This window comes from Phocaeicola barnesiae DSM 18169 = JCM 13652 (assembly GCF_000374585.1).
In the GTDB taxonomy this organism is placed as follows: domain Bacteria; phylum Bacteroidota; class Bacteroidia; order Bacteroidales; family Bacteroidaceae; genus Phocaeicola; species Phocaeicola barnesiae.
In genome coordinates this window covers 272,933-286,577 of sequence record NZ_KB894643.1, presented here as the reverse complement: position 1 = coordinate 286,577, position 13,645 = coordinate 272,933, and the positions used below count along the sequence as shown (strand labels likewise).

General features: G+C 48.6%; 13 protein-coding genes. 2 read left to right on the top strand and 11 right to left on the bottom strand.

What is annotated here, in order from left to right; genetic code table 11:
- Window positions 1-66: 66 nt before the first annotated feature.
- The 9 genes from C510_RS0101220 to C510_RS0101185 form a co-directional block, all read right to left on the bottom strand.
- Window positions 67-1,080 carry an inorganic phosphate transporter gene (locus C510_RS0101220; protein WP_018709514.1) on the bottom strand — a complete coding sequence of 338 codons (1,014 nt, stop codon included), beginning with the start codon at window positions 1,078-1,080 and terminating at the stop codon, window positions 67-69.
- A gap of 15 nt (window positions 1,081-1,095) precedes the next feature.
- Window positions 1,096-1,743, bottom strand: a complete 648-nt coding sequence (locus C510_RS0101215) for a DUF47 domain-containing protein (RefSeq protein WP_022340560.1) — start codon at window positions 1,741-1,743, stop codon at window positions 1,096-1,098.
- A gap of 60 nt (window positions 1,744-1,803) precedes the next feature.
- Window positions 1,804-2,454, bottom strand: a complete 651-nt coding sequence (locus C510_RS0101210; RefSeq protein WP_018709512.1) for a DedA family protein — start codon at window positions 2,452-2,454, stop codon at window positions 1,804-1,806.
- A gap of 143 nt (window positions 2,455-2,597) precedes the next feature.
- A complete protein-coding gene (locus tag C510_RS0101205) occupies window positions 2,598-3,017 on the bottom strand; it encodes a hypothetical protein (protein ID WP_018709511.1) in 420 nt (139 codons plus the stop codon).
- A 156-nt stretch (window positions 3,018-3,173) separates the two neighbouring features.
- On the bottom strand, window positions 3,174-3,752 hold the full coding sequence (locus C510_RS0101200; RefSeq protein WP_025892117.1) for a DUF4251 domain-containing protein: 579 nt from the start codon (window positions 3,750-3,752) through the stop codon (window positions 3,174-3,176).
- Between the two features lie 65 nt (window positions 3,753-3,817).
- A complete protein-coding gene (locus C510_RS15930; RefSeq protein WP_244870441.1) occupies window positions 3,818-5,020 on the bottom strand; it encodes an efflux transporter outer membrane subunit in 1,203 nt (400 codons plus the stop codon).
- A gap of 6 nt (window positions 5,021-5,026) precedes the next feature.
- The gene (locus tag C510_RS17690) at window positions 5,027-5,197 is read right to left on the bottom strand and encodes a hypothetical protein (RefSeq protein ID WP_018709508.1); all 171 of its coding nucleotides are present in this window, start codon (window positions 5,195-5,197) and stop codon (window positions 5,027-5,029) included.
- Window positions 5,194-8,334, bottom strand: coding sequence for an efflux RND transporter permease subunit (locus C510_RS0101190; RefSeq protein ID WP_018709507.1), 3,141 nt, complete (start codon window positions 8,332-8,334; stop codon window positions 5,194-5,196). The genes C510_RS17690 and C510_RS0101190 overlap by 4 nt, the downstream gene beginning before the upstream one ends.
- A gap of 2 nt (window positions 8,335-8,336) precedes the next feature.
- A complete protein-coding gene (locus tag C510_RS0101185; protein ID WP_018709506.1) occupies window positions 8,337-9,473 on the bottom strand; it encodes an efflux RND transporter periplasmic adaptor subunit in 1,137 nt (378 codons plus the stop codon).
- A 198-nt stretch (window positions 9,474-9,671) separates the two neighbouring features.
- Here C510_RS0101185 and C510_RS0101180 point away from each other — a divergent pair, with 198 nt between their 5' ends.
- The gene (locus C510_RS0101180; protein ID WP_018709505.1) at window positions 9,672-10,550 is read left to right on the top strand and encodes a helix-turn-helix domain-containing protein; all 879 of its coding nucleotides are present in this window, start codon (window positions 9,672-9,674) and stop codon (window positions 10,548-10,550) included.
- A gap of 78 nt (window positions 10,551-10,628) precedes the next feature.
- On the opposite strand, the gene C510_RS0101175 is transcribed toward C510_RS0101180, so the two are convergent.
- Window positions 10,629-11,039 (bottom strand): secondary thiamine-phosphate synthase enzyme YjbQ, encoded by a 411-nt coding sequence (locus C510_RS0101175; RefSeq protein WP_018709504.1) that lies wholly within the window; start codon window positions 11,037-11,039, stop codon window positions 10,629-10,631.
- Window positions 11,040-11,209: 170 nt separating this feature from the next.
- Between C510_RS0101175 and C510_RS0101170 the strand changes: the two genes are divergently transcribed.
- Window positions 11,210-12,355 carry a glycoside hydrolase family 43 protein gene (locus C510_RS0101170; RefSeq protein WP_025892118.1) on the top strand — a complete coding sequence of 382 codons (1,146 nt, stop codon included), beginning with the start codon at window positions 11,210-11,212 and terminating at the stop codon, window positions 12,353-12,355.
- Between the two features lie 145 nt (window positions 12,356-12,500).
- On the opposite strand, the gene C510_RS0101165 is transcribed toward C510_RS0101170, so the two are convergent.
- The gene (locus C510_RS0101165; RefSeq protein ID WP_018709502.1) at window positions 12,501-13,577 is read right to left on the bottom strand and encodes a YeiH family protein; all 1,077 of its coding nucleotides are present in this window, start codon (window positions 13,575-13,577) and stop codon (window positions 12,501-12,503) included.
- Between the last annotated feature and the right edge of the window lie 68 nt (window positions 13,578-13,645).

The window sequence follows — 13,645 nt, the reverse complement described above, 5'->3', positions numbered from 1 at the left end:
ACTGTTTGAAACGTCCGTTCGTTTTCATCAAGACGAACGGACGTTTTTGATGACTTCTAACGGAAATCAGAATAAGTTGATAATCTGGTAGATGGCTGCAGCCAGCAAGGCACTTACCGGAATGGTCAGTACCCAGGCCGTCATCAGGCTTCTGGTTACCCCCCAGCGTACCGCCGAGAGCCGTTTGGTAGCTCCTACACCGATGATGGCTCCTGTTATGGTATGAGTGGTGCTGACCGGAATCTTCAGGTATTCCGTCAGATACAGGGTAAAGGCACCGGCAGTTTCGGCTATCACACCTTCCAGCGGGGTTACTTTGGTGATGCGGGTACCCATGGTCTTCACGATTTTCCATCCTCCGGACATGGTTCCCAATGAAATCGCGGTAAAGCAGGCGAAGGCTACCCAGTCGGGCAAGTCGTTGATGCTGTGGATTCCCATACCGATACCTTCCGAGTGGGCGGCTATCATGGCCGCCGCAATGATACCCATTACTTTCTGTGAATCGTTCAGACCGTGTCCGATGCTGAACATGGCCGAAGAAATGAGCTGGAGTTTCTTGAACCATACTTCGGCCGTATGTGGGTGGGCACGCCGGCAGATGTACAATACCAGCAGGGTAAATCCGAAGGCGATGACCATACCGATAATCGGGGCCAGGAAAATGAAGGCCGCAATCTTCAGGATGATATTCAGCTGGATAGCCTGGAATCCGTTGGCCATGATGGCGGCTCCGGCGAATCCTCCGATAAGGGTGTGCGAAGAAGACGAAGGAATTCCCTTCCACCATGTGAACAGGTTCCAGACAATGGCGGCAATGACCCCGGCCAGAATGATGGGTAGGGTAATGTAGTCTTCCACGACTGTTTTTGATACCGTATTGGCGATACCGAATCCACCGATGATACATTTGGCAATGAAGAAAGCCACGAAATTGAAGCAGGCCGCCCATATCACTGCCTGAAATGGTGTCAGGACTTTGGTAGAAACGATGGTGGCGATTGAATTGGCTGCATCGTGGAACCCGTTGATGTAGTCGAATATCAAGGCCAGCGCTATAATCAGGATAAGTATTTCCATGTGGCTTGTTTCCCTTTATGCATATTTTACAATCAGGTTTCTCAAAATCTTTCCTACGCGTTCGGCGGCGTCGGTCGTTTTTTCCAGTTCCTGCATGATTTCCTTGATTTTAATCAGTTCGATGCAGTCTTTTTCTTCTTCGAAAAGTTTCTTTACAAACAACTCGTACACATCGTCTGCCTGGTTCTCGATGTCGTGCAGCTTCACGCAATATTCACGCAACGCGGTAGGCTTTTTACGGAAAGTTTCCAGTTCGTCCATGGCTTTCGCGATGTATTGTGCCTCCTGCCGGATGAGTCGGCTCAGTTCCTTTCCGCTGTCTGAAATGGGACGCGGGTTGTAGATGGTGATACGCTTGGCCGAACTGTTGATGCCGTCGATGACATCGTCGATGGTAGAAGCCAGGTCGTGGATATCTTCGCGGTCGAACGGGGTGATGAATGTTTTTCCCAGTTCATCGAAAATCAGATGCGTCTGTTTGTCGCCTTCCCGTTCGATGTCCTTGATGCGTTTGTAATATTCGTTCCGTTCTTTCGGACTGTTGTGTTCCAGACTTTCTACCAGCAGGTCGGCAGAGACCATCAGGATTTCAGACAAGTGTTTCAACATCGGGAAGAACTTGGGTTCTTGTGGTGTAAATCGGCTAAAAAAAGAATTTTTCATAAGATGTATGCAATAAACTATTTTAAGTCCTGGTTATTTGATTGAGTATCGGATGACAGTTCAGACTGTCTGTTGACGGAGTTTCCATTTGGCCCGTACTACTTCGATGACAGCCGGTAGGATGGAGATGACCACAATGGCTACTATCAGCAGTTTCAGATTCTGCTGTACGAATGGAAGGTCGCCGAAGAAATATCCGGCGTAACAGAATGAGGCTACCCATAATGCACCGCCTATCAGGTTGTATATCATGAAATAAGTGTAGTGCATCTTACCCATGCCGGCCACAAACGGGGCGAAAGTGCGGACGATAGGTACGAATCGGGCAATGATGATGGTCTTTCCTCCGTATTTCCGATAGAACTCATGAGTCTTGTCCAGGTGTTTCTGTTTGAAGATGCCGGTGTTTCTTCCGTTGAAGAGTTTCTTCCCGAAAAGATGTCCGAGCATGTAGTTGCAGGAATCTCCTGCTACGGCAGCTATGAATAGAATCAAAGCCAACAGGTTGACCTCCAGGGGAGTGCCCGGAAGGGCAGCGATGGCTCCGGAGACAAAAAGCAAGGAGTCTCCCGGAAGGAACGGTGTCACTACGAGTCCTGTTTCACAGAAAATGATAAGAAACAGCAGGATATAAGCCCAGGTATGATAAGTCTGTACAATACCGATCAGGTATTGGTCGATGTGTAGAATAAAATCGAATATAAAATCCATGTAAACTGATAATTAGCATAATTAAAACAGGGGTTCCTTTCTCTTTCAGGACAGACAGATACAGGAACAAGTCTCTCATGGCGGAAACAGGCAAGATACGGGTATAAGATGCCCTACCGTCTTGTTGTATAACAATCGGTATGCTAAATCAGAATACGTTTTAAGCAGAAAATGTAATATTCGCTGGGATAGCGGTTGGATAGAATCGGGGGAGAAAAGAAGGTTTCTTTATCTTCGGGAAGAAGTATTTTCAGGAGTCTGGCTGTACGGGCCAATACGGAAGGGGTGGGATGGAATTTCAGAATCTTGGATGGGCAGCAAGTACGCCATGAACAGATGGATTCTGTGCGACCTATTCCTGTCTTGGCAAGGTGGTACTTTTCTTTATTGATTTCTTTTTTCCCGGATTGGGATTCGGATTTACGGTAGACTGTTTCATTCCCATAATATTGTTCAGTAGTACAGGAGGTATCGTACTGCTGAGTGTTATGGGTATCGGAACTGTATCCGGATAGCAGATATATTCCCAGTGCGATGTATAAAAGAAACAGATACTTTGCCATAGCGGGCGCAAATATACGAAGTATTTTCGGGCCGATGAAAAGATTTGCTGTTTTTGTTGCGGAATGAGTAAAAAAGGTCAGCTCCACCGGGATCGTTTCAGGCTATCCGTCGGATGGAGGCTGACCTCTGCTCAGTAATGATAATGATAAAGTATATTAGAATGAAGTTCCTTGAAATACAGTGGAACACTCTTTAGGTACCAGATAACCGCTGAAGGTTATCCGGTTTGAACTGAAATTCGGGTTGACGGTTACGGTAGCCCGATGGCTGCCTTGTGGCAAGGACAGGGAAACATTGGCAGAGATACCATTGCCTATAACGCTCATGGAAAAGCTGATGTTTCCCTTCTTGTCTGTTTTCATCTTGATGTTCGAAGCGCGGCCTTCCAGCGTAATGCCTCCTACACCGTTCGGCCCCCCGCTGTTGAACGGGGCGATTTGAACGACGGCCTGGTCGTCCGAAAGTGAAAAGAAATTGGTGTTCGAGGTGACATAGGCCGTCTCGCCGTGCTTGAATATCAATTTGTCCGCTTCGACTACGAAGTCCAGTTTTTCCAGACTTTTTACGGCTTCTACGAACAGGATAGAATCCTGTACTTCTTCTGTCCGCTTCTGTTCTTCCCGTTCCTGGGCAGCTTGTTGCTCTGCCTGTGTATAAATTCTCTTTTCTACCGTCTGCGCTTGGCCTGTTACATAGAGGAACAGGGAAAGCATTAACAATGTAATTTTTTTCATACTTCAAGGCTATTAAGTTGGTTATATTGCATTTATTTGAATTTTTCTGTCGGCATCCGTATGGACTATTCGGCTCCTCCTCCCAGTGCCTGATACAGATTGATGACCGCCTGGCACTGTGTGAAACTGTCGGTTACTACATTCAGCCGGGCATTCAGTAGCGATTGACGGGCGGTAAGCAGTTCCAGGTAGGTGGCGTTGCCGGTTTGGTACAGGGCTTCGGATGTCTGTACCGTACGTTCCAGTTCCCGGCATTGCTTCCGGTGACTTTCCAGACTCCTTCCGGCCGATTCGGTGGCATAGAGGGCATCGTTCACTTCCTGTCCGGCATCCAGCAATGTCTGTCTGTAGTTCAGCAAGGCAATCTGTTCTTCGTCTTTCGATACGCGCAGGTTGGAAATCAGTTTTCCGCGGTTGAAAAGCGGTTGGGTCAGTGAGGCGACTGCCGAGAGAATCCAGTCCCCCGGATTGGTGACTGCCTGTCCGAGGGCATTGGTCCAGCCTGCGCTACCGCTCAGGTTCAGGTTCGGATAGAAAGCCGAGCGTGCCTGGTTCGTAGTGTAATAGGCATTGGCCAGGGTCATTTCGGCCTGTACGATGTCCGGTCGGCGGGAAAGCAGACGGACAGGGATGCCTGTAGGAAGTGTTTCCGGAAATATTTGTTTGTCCAGTGTTCCATGTTCCAGACTGCGCGAAGTCATCCCCAGCAAGGTGCAGAGGGAATTTTCGGTTTCCCGTTGCTGGCGGAGCAGGTCGTTGTGGGTGGCTTCCAGTTCATACAGGCTGGCACGGGCTTGGGTGACGGCATTCTCGGTTTCTTCACCCACTTTCATCCGGGCTTCCATGGTTCGTACCTGCTCTTTCCAGACTTCCAGGGTAGACTGGCTGATGGCCACCTGTTCGTCCAGCATCAGCAGGGAATAATAGGTATTGGCGATACCGGCTATCAGTTCCGAACGGACAGCCTGCTGGTAGGCTTGCTGTTGCAGCAGGGTAGCCTGTGTACCTTTCTTGGCATTCCGCAGGTTGCCGAACAGGTCGATTTCCCAGCTGGCCTGTACCGGTAGTTCATACGTCTTTACGGTTTTGCTTCCGGCCGTGCTGGTCAAGGTACCTTGCGGAGAGAGGGTCAGCGAGGGCAGGAAAGAGAGCTTGGCAGCGGTCAGTTGGGCTTTTGCCTGGTCTACCCGTAGCAGTGCCGTCTGCATATCGGTGTTATGCTCCAGGCCGTACCGGATGTACTGCTGCAACAAGGTATCTTGGAAAATTTCCTGTCAGGGCAGATCCCCCAGGGAAAGGGAATCTGTGACAGGCTGATTGTCGGCATCCCGGAACAGGCTGTCGGTAGGCAGATTGTCCGGACGCTGGTAATTCCGATAAATGTGGCAACTGCTCAGCAGTACCATATTTATACAAATGATGGTTATGCAGGTTATCTTTCTCATAGTTTTCTGTCTTCTTTACGTTTACCCATAACCCGCTCTTCAATGTATTGGAAGGTGATGAAGAAGGCGGGGGTTACAAACAGCAGGACGATGGTACCGATCAGCATACCGCCTACCGCGCCTACGCCGAGGGAGGTGTTGCCGTTGGCACCTACACCCGATGCGAACATCAGCGGGAGCAGACCGAATATCATGGTCAGGGCGGTCATCAGAATCGGACGGAGACGGACACCGGCGGCGGAAATGGCGGCTTGGGTGAGCGACATGCCTTCCTTACGCCGTTCGGTGGCATATTCGGTCAGCAGGATAGCGGTTTTCGACAACAGTCCGATTAGCATGATAAGTCCTGTCTGCAAGTAGATATTGTTCTCTATGCCCCACATGCGTGCGAAGAGGAAGCTTCCCATCAGTCCGAACGGGACGGATAGGATAACCGCCATCGGGATGAACAGACTCTCGTACAGCGCGCACAATATCAGGTAGATGAACAAGATACATACGCCGTAGATGATGATTGTGTCGTGCGAGTTGGCCATCTGTTCTTCTTCACGGGTCATGCCGGAGAACTCGTAGCCGTAGCCGGTAGGCAGGGTCTGTGCGGCTACTTCCTTTACGGCATTGATGACATCGCCCGAACTGTAACCGCTGGCAGGCATTCCCTGTACGTTGATGGACGAGAACATGTTGAAGCGGGTCAACGATTCCGCACCGTAAGTCTTGGTCAGTTTGACGAACTGACTGACAGGGGCCATACCGCCCGAAGTCTTTACAAAGACGTTGTCGAGCGACTGCATGCTTTTTCGTTCGTCGGACGGAGCCTGGATGATGACACGGTACAGTTTGGTGAAGCGGTTGAAGTTGGAAACATAGAGGCTTCCATAGTAACCTGAAAGAACGGACAGTACCGCTTCGGTTGTCGTTCCGGCTCGTTGGCACTGTGCTTCATCTACATCCACCCGGTATTGAGGGAAGTTGGCGCTGAAGGAGGTATAGGCCATCTGGATTTCAGGACGTTTGTTCAGTGCCACCAGGAAGGTGTCGGTTACCTGGCTAAGCGCGTCGATTCCTTTTCCGGAGCGGTCCTGAAGGTAGAGTTCGAAACTGTTACCGGTTCCGTAACCGGAAATCATCGGTGGAGAGAATACGAAGAGGTTGCAGTTCTTGATGTGGGCGGTACGGCGGTAGATTTCCTGCGAGATGGCATCTACACTGCTGTTTTTGTCCTGCCGTTCGTCCCAGTGTTTCAGTTTGACGATGAACATACCGTGCGAGGCACCGCTGCCCGAACCCATTCCGAATCCGGCTACTTTGTTGAAGTTTTCTATCTGTGGTATTTCCTTTAGTTCGTCTTCCACTTCGTTCATGATGCTTTCGGTTTCGGCCAATGTACTGCCGGCAGGAGCATCCAGACTGATGAAGATGGAACCGGTATCTTCCGAAGGTACCAGACTGGTCTTGGTTGTTCCCATGAAATAGAAAAGTAATCCGACGGCTGCGGCGAAAGAGGTCCATGCCAGCCATTTCCGTTTGATGAAGAACTTGACACCGCTCTTGTATTTCAGGACTATCCGCTTGAAGGCAGAATCGAAAGCCAGACGGAAACGGGTGGAGAATTCCGGTTTCTTGCCGTCTGTCAGGATTTCGTTGGGTCGTAGAATCAGGGCACAGAGGGCCGGGGAAAGGGTCAAGGCGTTGGTGGCCGAAATACCGACCGCTACCGCCATGGTAATACCGAACTGGGTATAGAAGACGCCCGAGGTTCCTCCCATAAATGATACGGGTACGAATACCGCCATGAAGACCAGGGTAGAAGTGACGATGGCCGAGGAGATACCTGTCATGGCATCTACGGAAGCCTTGTAAGGCGACCGGTAGCCTTCGTCGAAACGTACCTGGACCGCTTCTACTACGATGATGGCATCGTCTACAATGGTACCGATGGCCAGTACCAGGGCGAACAGGGTCAGCAGGTTGATGCTGAATCCGGCGATGTACAGCGCGGCAAACGTACCGATAAGCGATACGAAGATACTGATGGTCGGGATGAGGGTGGAACGTGGATTCTGCAGAAACACGTATACCACGAGTACGACCAGCACGATGGCTTCCAGCAGGGTTTTGATGACTTCATCGATAGAAGCGTCGAGGAAATTTTTGGTACTCATCAGTTCCACGATTTCCATGTCTTCCGGCAGGGTTTCTTTCAGTTCATCCAAGTACTTGTCTATTTCTGTAATGATTTCGTTGGCATTGGTTCCGGCGGTCTGGTTAATCATACAGGTAGTTCCCGGTGCACCGTTCACCGTTCCGGTATAGGAATAGCTTTGGGCACCCAGTTCCACGGTGGCGATGTCTTTCAGTTTCAATACGCGTCCGTCATCGTAGGCCCGGATGACGATTTCTTCGAACTCCTGTTCCTTTTCCAGACGTCCGCGGTATTTCAAGGTATATTGGTACACATTTTTCGAATCTTCACCGATGGAGCCGGTAGAAGCTTCTATATTCTGGCTGGAAAGGGCGGCTTCTACATCGCTCGGCTCCAGTTCGTATTGGGCCATTACGTCCGGTTTCAACCAGATACGCATGGCATAGTCACCTCCCATGACATTTACTTCGCCTACTCCCGATATACGTTGTATCTGTGGCTTGACGTTGATGCTCAGGTAGTTGGTCAGGAAGTTCCTGTCGTAGGTACCGTTCGGACTGTAAAGCCCGAAAATTTTCAGCATACTGCTTTGGCGTTTCATGGTGGTGACACCTACTTTGGTCACTTCGGCCGGCAAAAGAGAAGTGGCTGTAGAAACCTTGTTCTGTACGTTTACAGCCGCCATGTCCGGGTCACTTCCTTGTTTGAAATAGACCGTAATTTCGGCGCTACCCGTGTTGCTGGCGGTAGAAGTCATGTAAGTCATGTTCTCTACTCCGTTGATGGCTTCTTCCAGTGGCACGATGACACTTTTCTGAACCGCTTCGGCATTGGCGCCGCTATAGGTCGTGGAAACTCGGATGGTAGGCGGTGCGATGTCCGGATACTGTTCTACCGATAGGGCATACAGTCCGATGAGGCCTGCCACCAGAATAACGACGGATATGACGATAGACAGAATCGGTCGGTCAATGAAATGTTGTAGTTTCATGGTTATGCCTCCTTCTTCTTATCGGTTGGTGCCTGTTCGTCTTGTGGAGTGCTGACTATGGTTCCGTCTTTGAGTAGACCGGCACCTTCGGATACGATGACATCGCCTGCCTGCAAGCCTTTTTCGACGATGTATTCGGTACCGTTATTGATTTCGAACACTTCGATAGGCGTGGAGACTGCTTTTCCGTCTATCACCTTGAAGGCAAAGATACGGTTCTGGATTTCATACGTTCCTCCTTGCGGGATAACAATGCATTGTGTCCGGTCATACGGAACGATGATATTGGCTGAACCGCCACTCATCAGCCGTTTGTCCGGATTGCTGAATATTGCCCGCAGGCTGACAGTTCCGGTTGTCTTGTCGATGATGCCACTGATGACATCTACTTTTCCTTTCTGGGCGTATGTACTTCCGTCGTTCAGTTCCAACGAAACTTCGGGAAAGGAAGCGAGCGCCTGGTCCAATGAACCGTATTGGGCTGTCAGGGTGAGTACCTGTTTCTCGCTTAGGGAAAAATAGGCATACATTTCCGAATTGTCCGAAACTCGGATAAGCGGGTCGGTCATCGAGGCACTTACCAGGGCGCCGATACGGTAGGAGGTCATACCGGCATAACCGTCTACCGGACTTTTCACTTCGGTATACGACAGGTTGTTTTGTGCGTCAGTAAGTTCCGCCTGAGCCTGTAACAAGGCTGCCTGGGCACTCTTGTATTCGTTCTGTGCCGTCCGCAATTCGAAATCCGAGATGACTTTATCTTCGTAAAGCGACATTTTTCCGTCGAGTGTCTGTTTGGCCGTCGCTTCGTTGGCTTCTGCGGTCGCCACGGCAGCCCGGGCTTTCTGCAGGGCAGCCCGATAAGGTACCTGATCAATAATGAACAGTACCTGCCCTTTATGTACGTGGGCACCTTCTTCTACCAGCACTTGCGTAATGGTACCTGATACTTGCGGACGCACTTCTACGTCCTGCTTTCCTTCTATCACCGCGGAATATTTTACAGAGAGCTGCCTGTCTTCCGGTGTCAGCGTCAGAAGCGGATACTTTCCACCTTCTTCTTGTGGTTTCCGGCTTTGCTGACAGGCAGACAATGCAAGGCAGCAGAGGCCGATTCCGAGAATACTTTTTACCTTCATAGTTCGTTTAATTTGAGATTCTGAGGTAAAAATAGAGGGCTAGAGAGGCGTACTGTTTGGACAAAAGGTACAATCATTTGTCCATATCACCCAGTATTAGAACTTATTAGTAAACCCTATGTCTATTTAGCGCAAAGATTTGTTTGCGGAAGACAGGATTCTTTATATTGGTTGCCGGTAAATGAAAATTGCATACGGATGACACAGAAAGAATTGATGCCTTTATTTCCGCCTACCTGTTATTTGAAGGGAGGAATCCTGCTGGTGTCTCCTTCCGATTTCGGACGACTGGAGGGACGTACGTTGGGAGGAAGCCGCCTGTTCATGTTGGTCTGCCACGGAAGTTTGTCGCTGCAGATTGCAGGCAGGAACTATGAAGTACGGGCATACGCTTTTCTGGATGTTATGGAAACGGTTTCTATCCAGATGGAGCAATTCAGCCCTGATTTACAGGCTTGGGGAGTATTTATTACATTTGAGTTTGCCAGTGAATCTTTGAAGAATCTGCGTCCGGGCCCTCAGGGATACCTGTTGGAACGGTTGAATATCCCTGTTCAGGAATTGTCAGAAAAGGAGTGTGGTACACTGGAACATCAGCTTCTGTTGCTTCGGGAATGCCTGTCTGATATGAAACATTTCTACCGTCAGGAGTTGGCACAGTTGTATTTCAAGAGTTTCAGTCTGGAGCTGGGAAACATCATGTTGTCTCATCGTGAAGACACAGATCGTTTTACTCCGCATATCAACAAATATGATTTCATTACGTTGGGATTCCTGAAATTGGTTTCCAGGTATTTTTCTTCGGAGCATACCGTCGATTTCTATGCCGAGTCCTTGTGTATTTCTACCAAACACCTGACACGGGTGGTCAAAGAGAAAATCGGAAAGACACCTCATGAGGTAATCTGCAACGAAATTGTGCATCAGGCCATGCTGATACTGGAGGATGAACGTATCCCGGTGGGACAGATTGCCGAAGAGTTGCATTTTTCTGACCAGGCTTCTTTCAGCAAGTTCTTTAAGAAGCAGATGAAGATGGCTCCCATGCTTTACCGGCGGAAGTACGAAAAGAAATGATGCTGATTCTCTTCGTACATCTTATGCCTGACGGCTGTCTTCTTCCTTAGCTTTATCGGGGGACAATTCATTAAAAAATCATCCTATTATTGTGGCGATAATTCTTCTGCCACCGCCATGGTTACGGAATTCACACAGGTAAATACCTTGCCACGTACCCAGATTCAAAGAACCGTCTGTGATGGGAATGGAAAGACTGGCACCCACCAGGGTCGATTTGGCATGGGCCGGCATGTCGTCCCAACCTTCCAATGTATGGTTGTACCACGATTCCCGTTCGCGTACCAGGTTATTGAATATCTTTTCCAGGTCACTTCGTACATCCGGGTCGCAGTTCTCGTTGATGGAAAGTGCGGCGCTGGTATGTTGGATGAACAGGTTCAACAAACCAGTCTTGGGTAATTCCGGTAATTTGCTGATGACTTCGTCTGTAATCAGGTGAAAACCGCGGGAGCGTGGGCGTAATGTAAAGGATGTCTGTTGTATCATGATATGGTTGTTGGATTTCTATACAAAGGTAGACGTTTTCGGTCAGACGAGCAAAATGTGATGGTGCAAAGGTGCGGATAGAAAAAGATTCTTTTCTTTTAAAAAAGTGGTTGTTTTTGCTGCTTGTGTTAAAAAAAAATACTTCTTTTGCCGGAAAATAAGAAGAAACTATGAAAAAGACATTTTTAGGTTGTTTATTCGGTGTTTTGTTATTGGTATCCTGCGCTCAGACGGAACCGATGAAACCGATCAGATCGGGTGAATTATGGCTCGATGATAAAGGAGTCCATGTGAATGCTCATGGTGGTGGAATGCTTGTTTACGATGATACTTATTATTGGTATGGCGAAAACAAATGTGATTCTACCAGTGCAGCCATGGTAGGTATCATGTGTTATTCTTCGAGGAATCTGACGGATTGGAAAAATGAAGGTGTTGTTCTTCCTGTCGAGATGAACGATACAACCAGTGACATCATTCAGGGTTGTATCATGGAGCGTCCGAAAGTCATTTATAATGAAAAGACAAAGAAGTTTGTGATGTGGTTTCATCTTGAGCTGAAGGGAAAAGGTTATTCGGCCGCAAGATCCGCTTGTGCTGTTAGTGATTCCCCGGTAGGTCCGTTTCAGTATATCGGTTCGCTTCGTCCGAATGCCGGTAAGCTTCCTTTCGATATGACTGAAGAGCAGAAAGCGGTATTTGATACGCTTAATCTTGAGAACTTTAAAGAATGGTGGACTCCGGAATGGAGAGAGGCCATAGCGAAGGGACTATTTGTAAAACGTGATCTGGAAGGAGGTCAGATGGCCAGAGATATGCAGCTATTTGTAGATGATGACGGTAAGGCTTATCATATCTTCTCTTCGGAGGATAACCTGACATTGCACGTTGCGGAACTGAGTGACGATTATTTGAGCCATACCGGTAAGTACGCCCGTATTGCTCCGTGTGGACATAACGAAGCTCCTGCCATCTTCAAGAAAGATGGAACGTATTGGTTAATTACTTCCGGTTGTACGGGATGGGATCCTAACGAAGCCCGTATGTTTTCTGCTCCAAGTATTTGGGGACCGTGGACTCAGCATCCGAATCCTTGTGTGGGACCAAAATCAGAAATTACTTTCGGTGGACAAAGTACTTATGTACTTAACATCCCAGGCAAGAAGGATGCGTACATGTTTATGGCTGATATCTGGCGTCCGAAACATCCGAGTGATGCACGTTATATCTGGTTGCCTGTTCAATTCAAAGAAGGAACACCGGTGATTGAATGGATGGACAGTTGGACACTCGATTACTTCGATAAACAGGAATAAGATATTGTCAGACTTCTTGAGAGTCTGTTATCCTGATAATTCGTCGGATATAGATTAAAAAAAAAGCTGCCCTCCCGAATGGGAAGACAGCTTTTTGTCCTTGATACGAACAAATTTATTGCGTTTGATTTTGAGCCGAGCGAAGTTATCCGAGCATCGGAACGAGGTATTTAGTCAGCAGGTATCCGCCTACAACCAGCCAGATATACAGCAGTCCGGCCAAGACAAACGGTTTGGCGCCTGCCTGTTTGAACTTGTCGATGCTGGTATCGGTACCCAGCGCTGTCATGGCCATGGTCAGCATGAATGTATCGATGTATTCGATAGCACCGTTTAACGGGATTTCCTTTACGCTTTCTACTCCTAAAGTGGCTTGCAGCAACGAATTCAGACAGATGATACCGATGAAACCGAAGGCAAACCAAGGAATTGTAATTTTACTTTTTCCATTGTTGGCATCCGGAGTTGCTTTCTTGCGGCCCGCCAAAGCGAAACTCATGATAACCAGTACGGGAGCCAGCATCATGACACGAATCATTTTCGTGATGGTAGCTGTTCCGGCGATTCCCAGGGCATCGGTCGGGTCCATGGCATTACCGGCACCGGCTACATGTGCCACTTCGTGTAGGGTACTTCCGGTATAGATGGCAACGCCGGTATCACCCAATGCGCTCAGCATGCCCGAACGGTACATGATGGGGTAAAGGAACATGGAGATGGTTCCGAAGATAACTACGGTAGAAACCGCAATGGCTGTCTTGTGTCCTTCACAACGTACCACAGGTTCAGCACCCAGTACGGCGGCTGCCCCACAGATGGCGCTACCCGTTGAAGTCATCAAAGAAGTGTCACTATCCATTTTCAGCAGTTTTCCCAAGAAGATTCCCAGGAAAATGGTACCGGCTACGATGATGGTATCGATTACTACGGCCGGAAGTCCTACGGCAGCTACTTGGGTCAGAGTCAGACGGAAGCCGTACAGTACGATACCGGCGCGCAGAATCTGTTTGGTACAGAACTTGATACCCGGTACCCATGTTTCCGGAAGTTTGTTCCGTAAGCTGTTGGCATATAGCATACCGAGAATGATTCCGACGATAAGCGGGCTGAAGGATAATCCTTTTACAAAAGGAATTTCTGCGATGTAGAACGCCGCAAACGAGAATAAGGCAATCAATAGAATACCATGCAAGGTATTGGCTCTGTTTCCTTTCTTGAACATATCTTTTATCTTTGATTAAGTTTGTAATTTCTTTTTCGCCGGCAAAGGTACGACATTTATCAACTTCA

Excerpts from the sequence above, each read along its gene's own strand:
- C510_RS0101220 (WP_018709514.1), bottom strand. The coding sequence starts at position 1,080 with ATGGAAATACTTATCCTGATTATAGCGCTGGCCTTGATATTCGACTAC.
- C510_RS0101180 (WP_018709505.1), top strand. The coding sequence starts at position 9,672 with ATGACACAGAAAGAATTGATGCCTTTATTTCCGCCTACCTGTTATTTG.
- C510_RS17690 (WP_018709508.1), bottom strand. The coding sequence starts at position 5,197 with ATGAGAAAGATAACCTGCATAACCATCATTTGTATAAATATGGTACTG.
- C510_RS0101165 (WP_018709502.1), bottom strand. The coding sequence starts at position 13,577 with ATGTTCAAGAAAGGAAACAGAGCCAATACCTTGCATGGTATTCTATTG.
- C510_RS0101215 (WP_022340560.1), bottom strand. The coding sequence starts at position 1,743 with ATGAAAAATTCTTTTTTTAGCCGATTTACACCACAAGAACCCAAGTTC.
- C510_RS0101210 (WP_018709512.1), bottom strand. The coding sequence starts at position 2,454 with ATGGATTTTATATTCGATTTTATTCTACACATCGACCAATACCTGATC.
- C510_RS0101185 (WP_018709506.1), bottom strand. The coding sequence starts at position 9,473 with ATGAAGGTAAAAAGTATTCTCGGAATCGGCCTCTGCTGCCTTGCATTG.
- C510_RS0101205 (WP_018709511.1), bottom strand. The coding sequence starts at position 3,017 with ATGGCAAAGTATCTGTTTCTTTTATACATCGCACTGGGAATATATCTG.
- C510_RS0101175 (WP_018709504.1), bottom strand. The coding sequence starts at position 11,039 with ATGATACAACAGACATCCTTTACATTACGCCCACGCTCCCGCGGTTTT.
- C510_RS0101170 (WP_025892118.1), top strand. The coding sequence starts at position 11,210 with ATGAAAAAGACATTTTTAGGTTGTTTATTCGGTGTTTTGTTATTGGTA.
- C510_RS0101190 (WP_018709507.1), bottom strand. The coding sequence starts at position 8,334 with ATGAAACTACAACATTTCATTGACCGACCGATTCTGTCTATCGTCATA.
- C510_RS0101200 (WP_025892117.1), bottom strand. The coding sequence starts at position 3,752 with ATGAAAAAAATTACATTGTTAATGCTTTCCCTGTTCCTCTATGTAACA.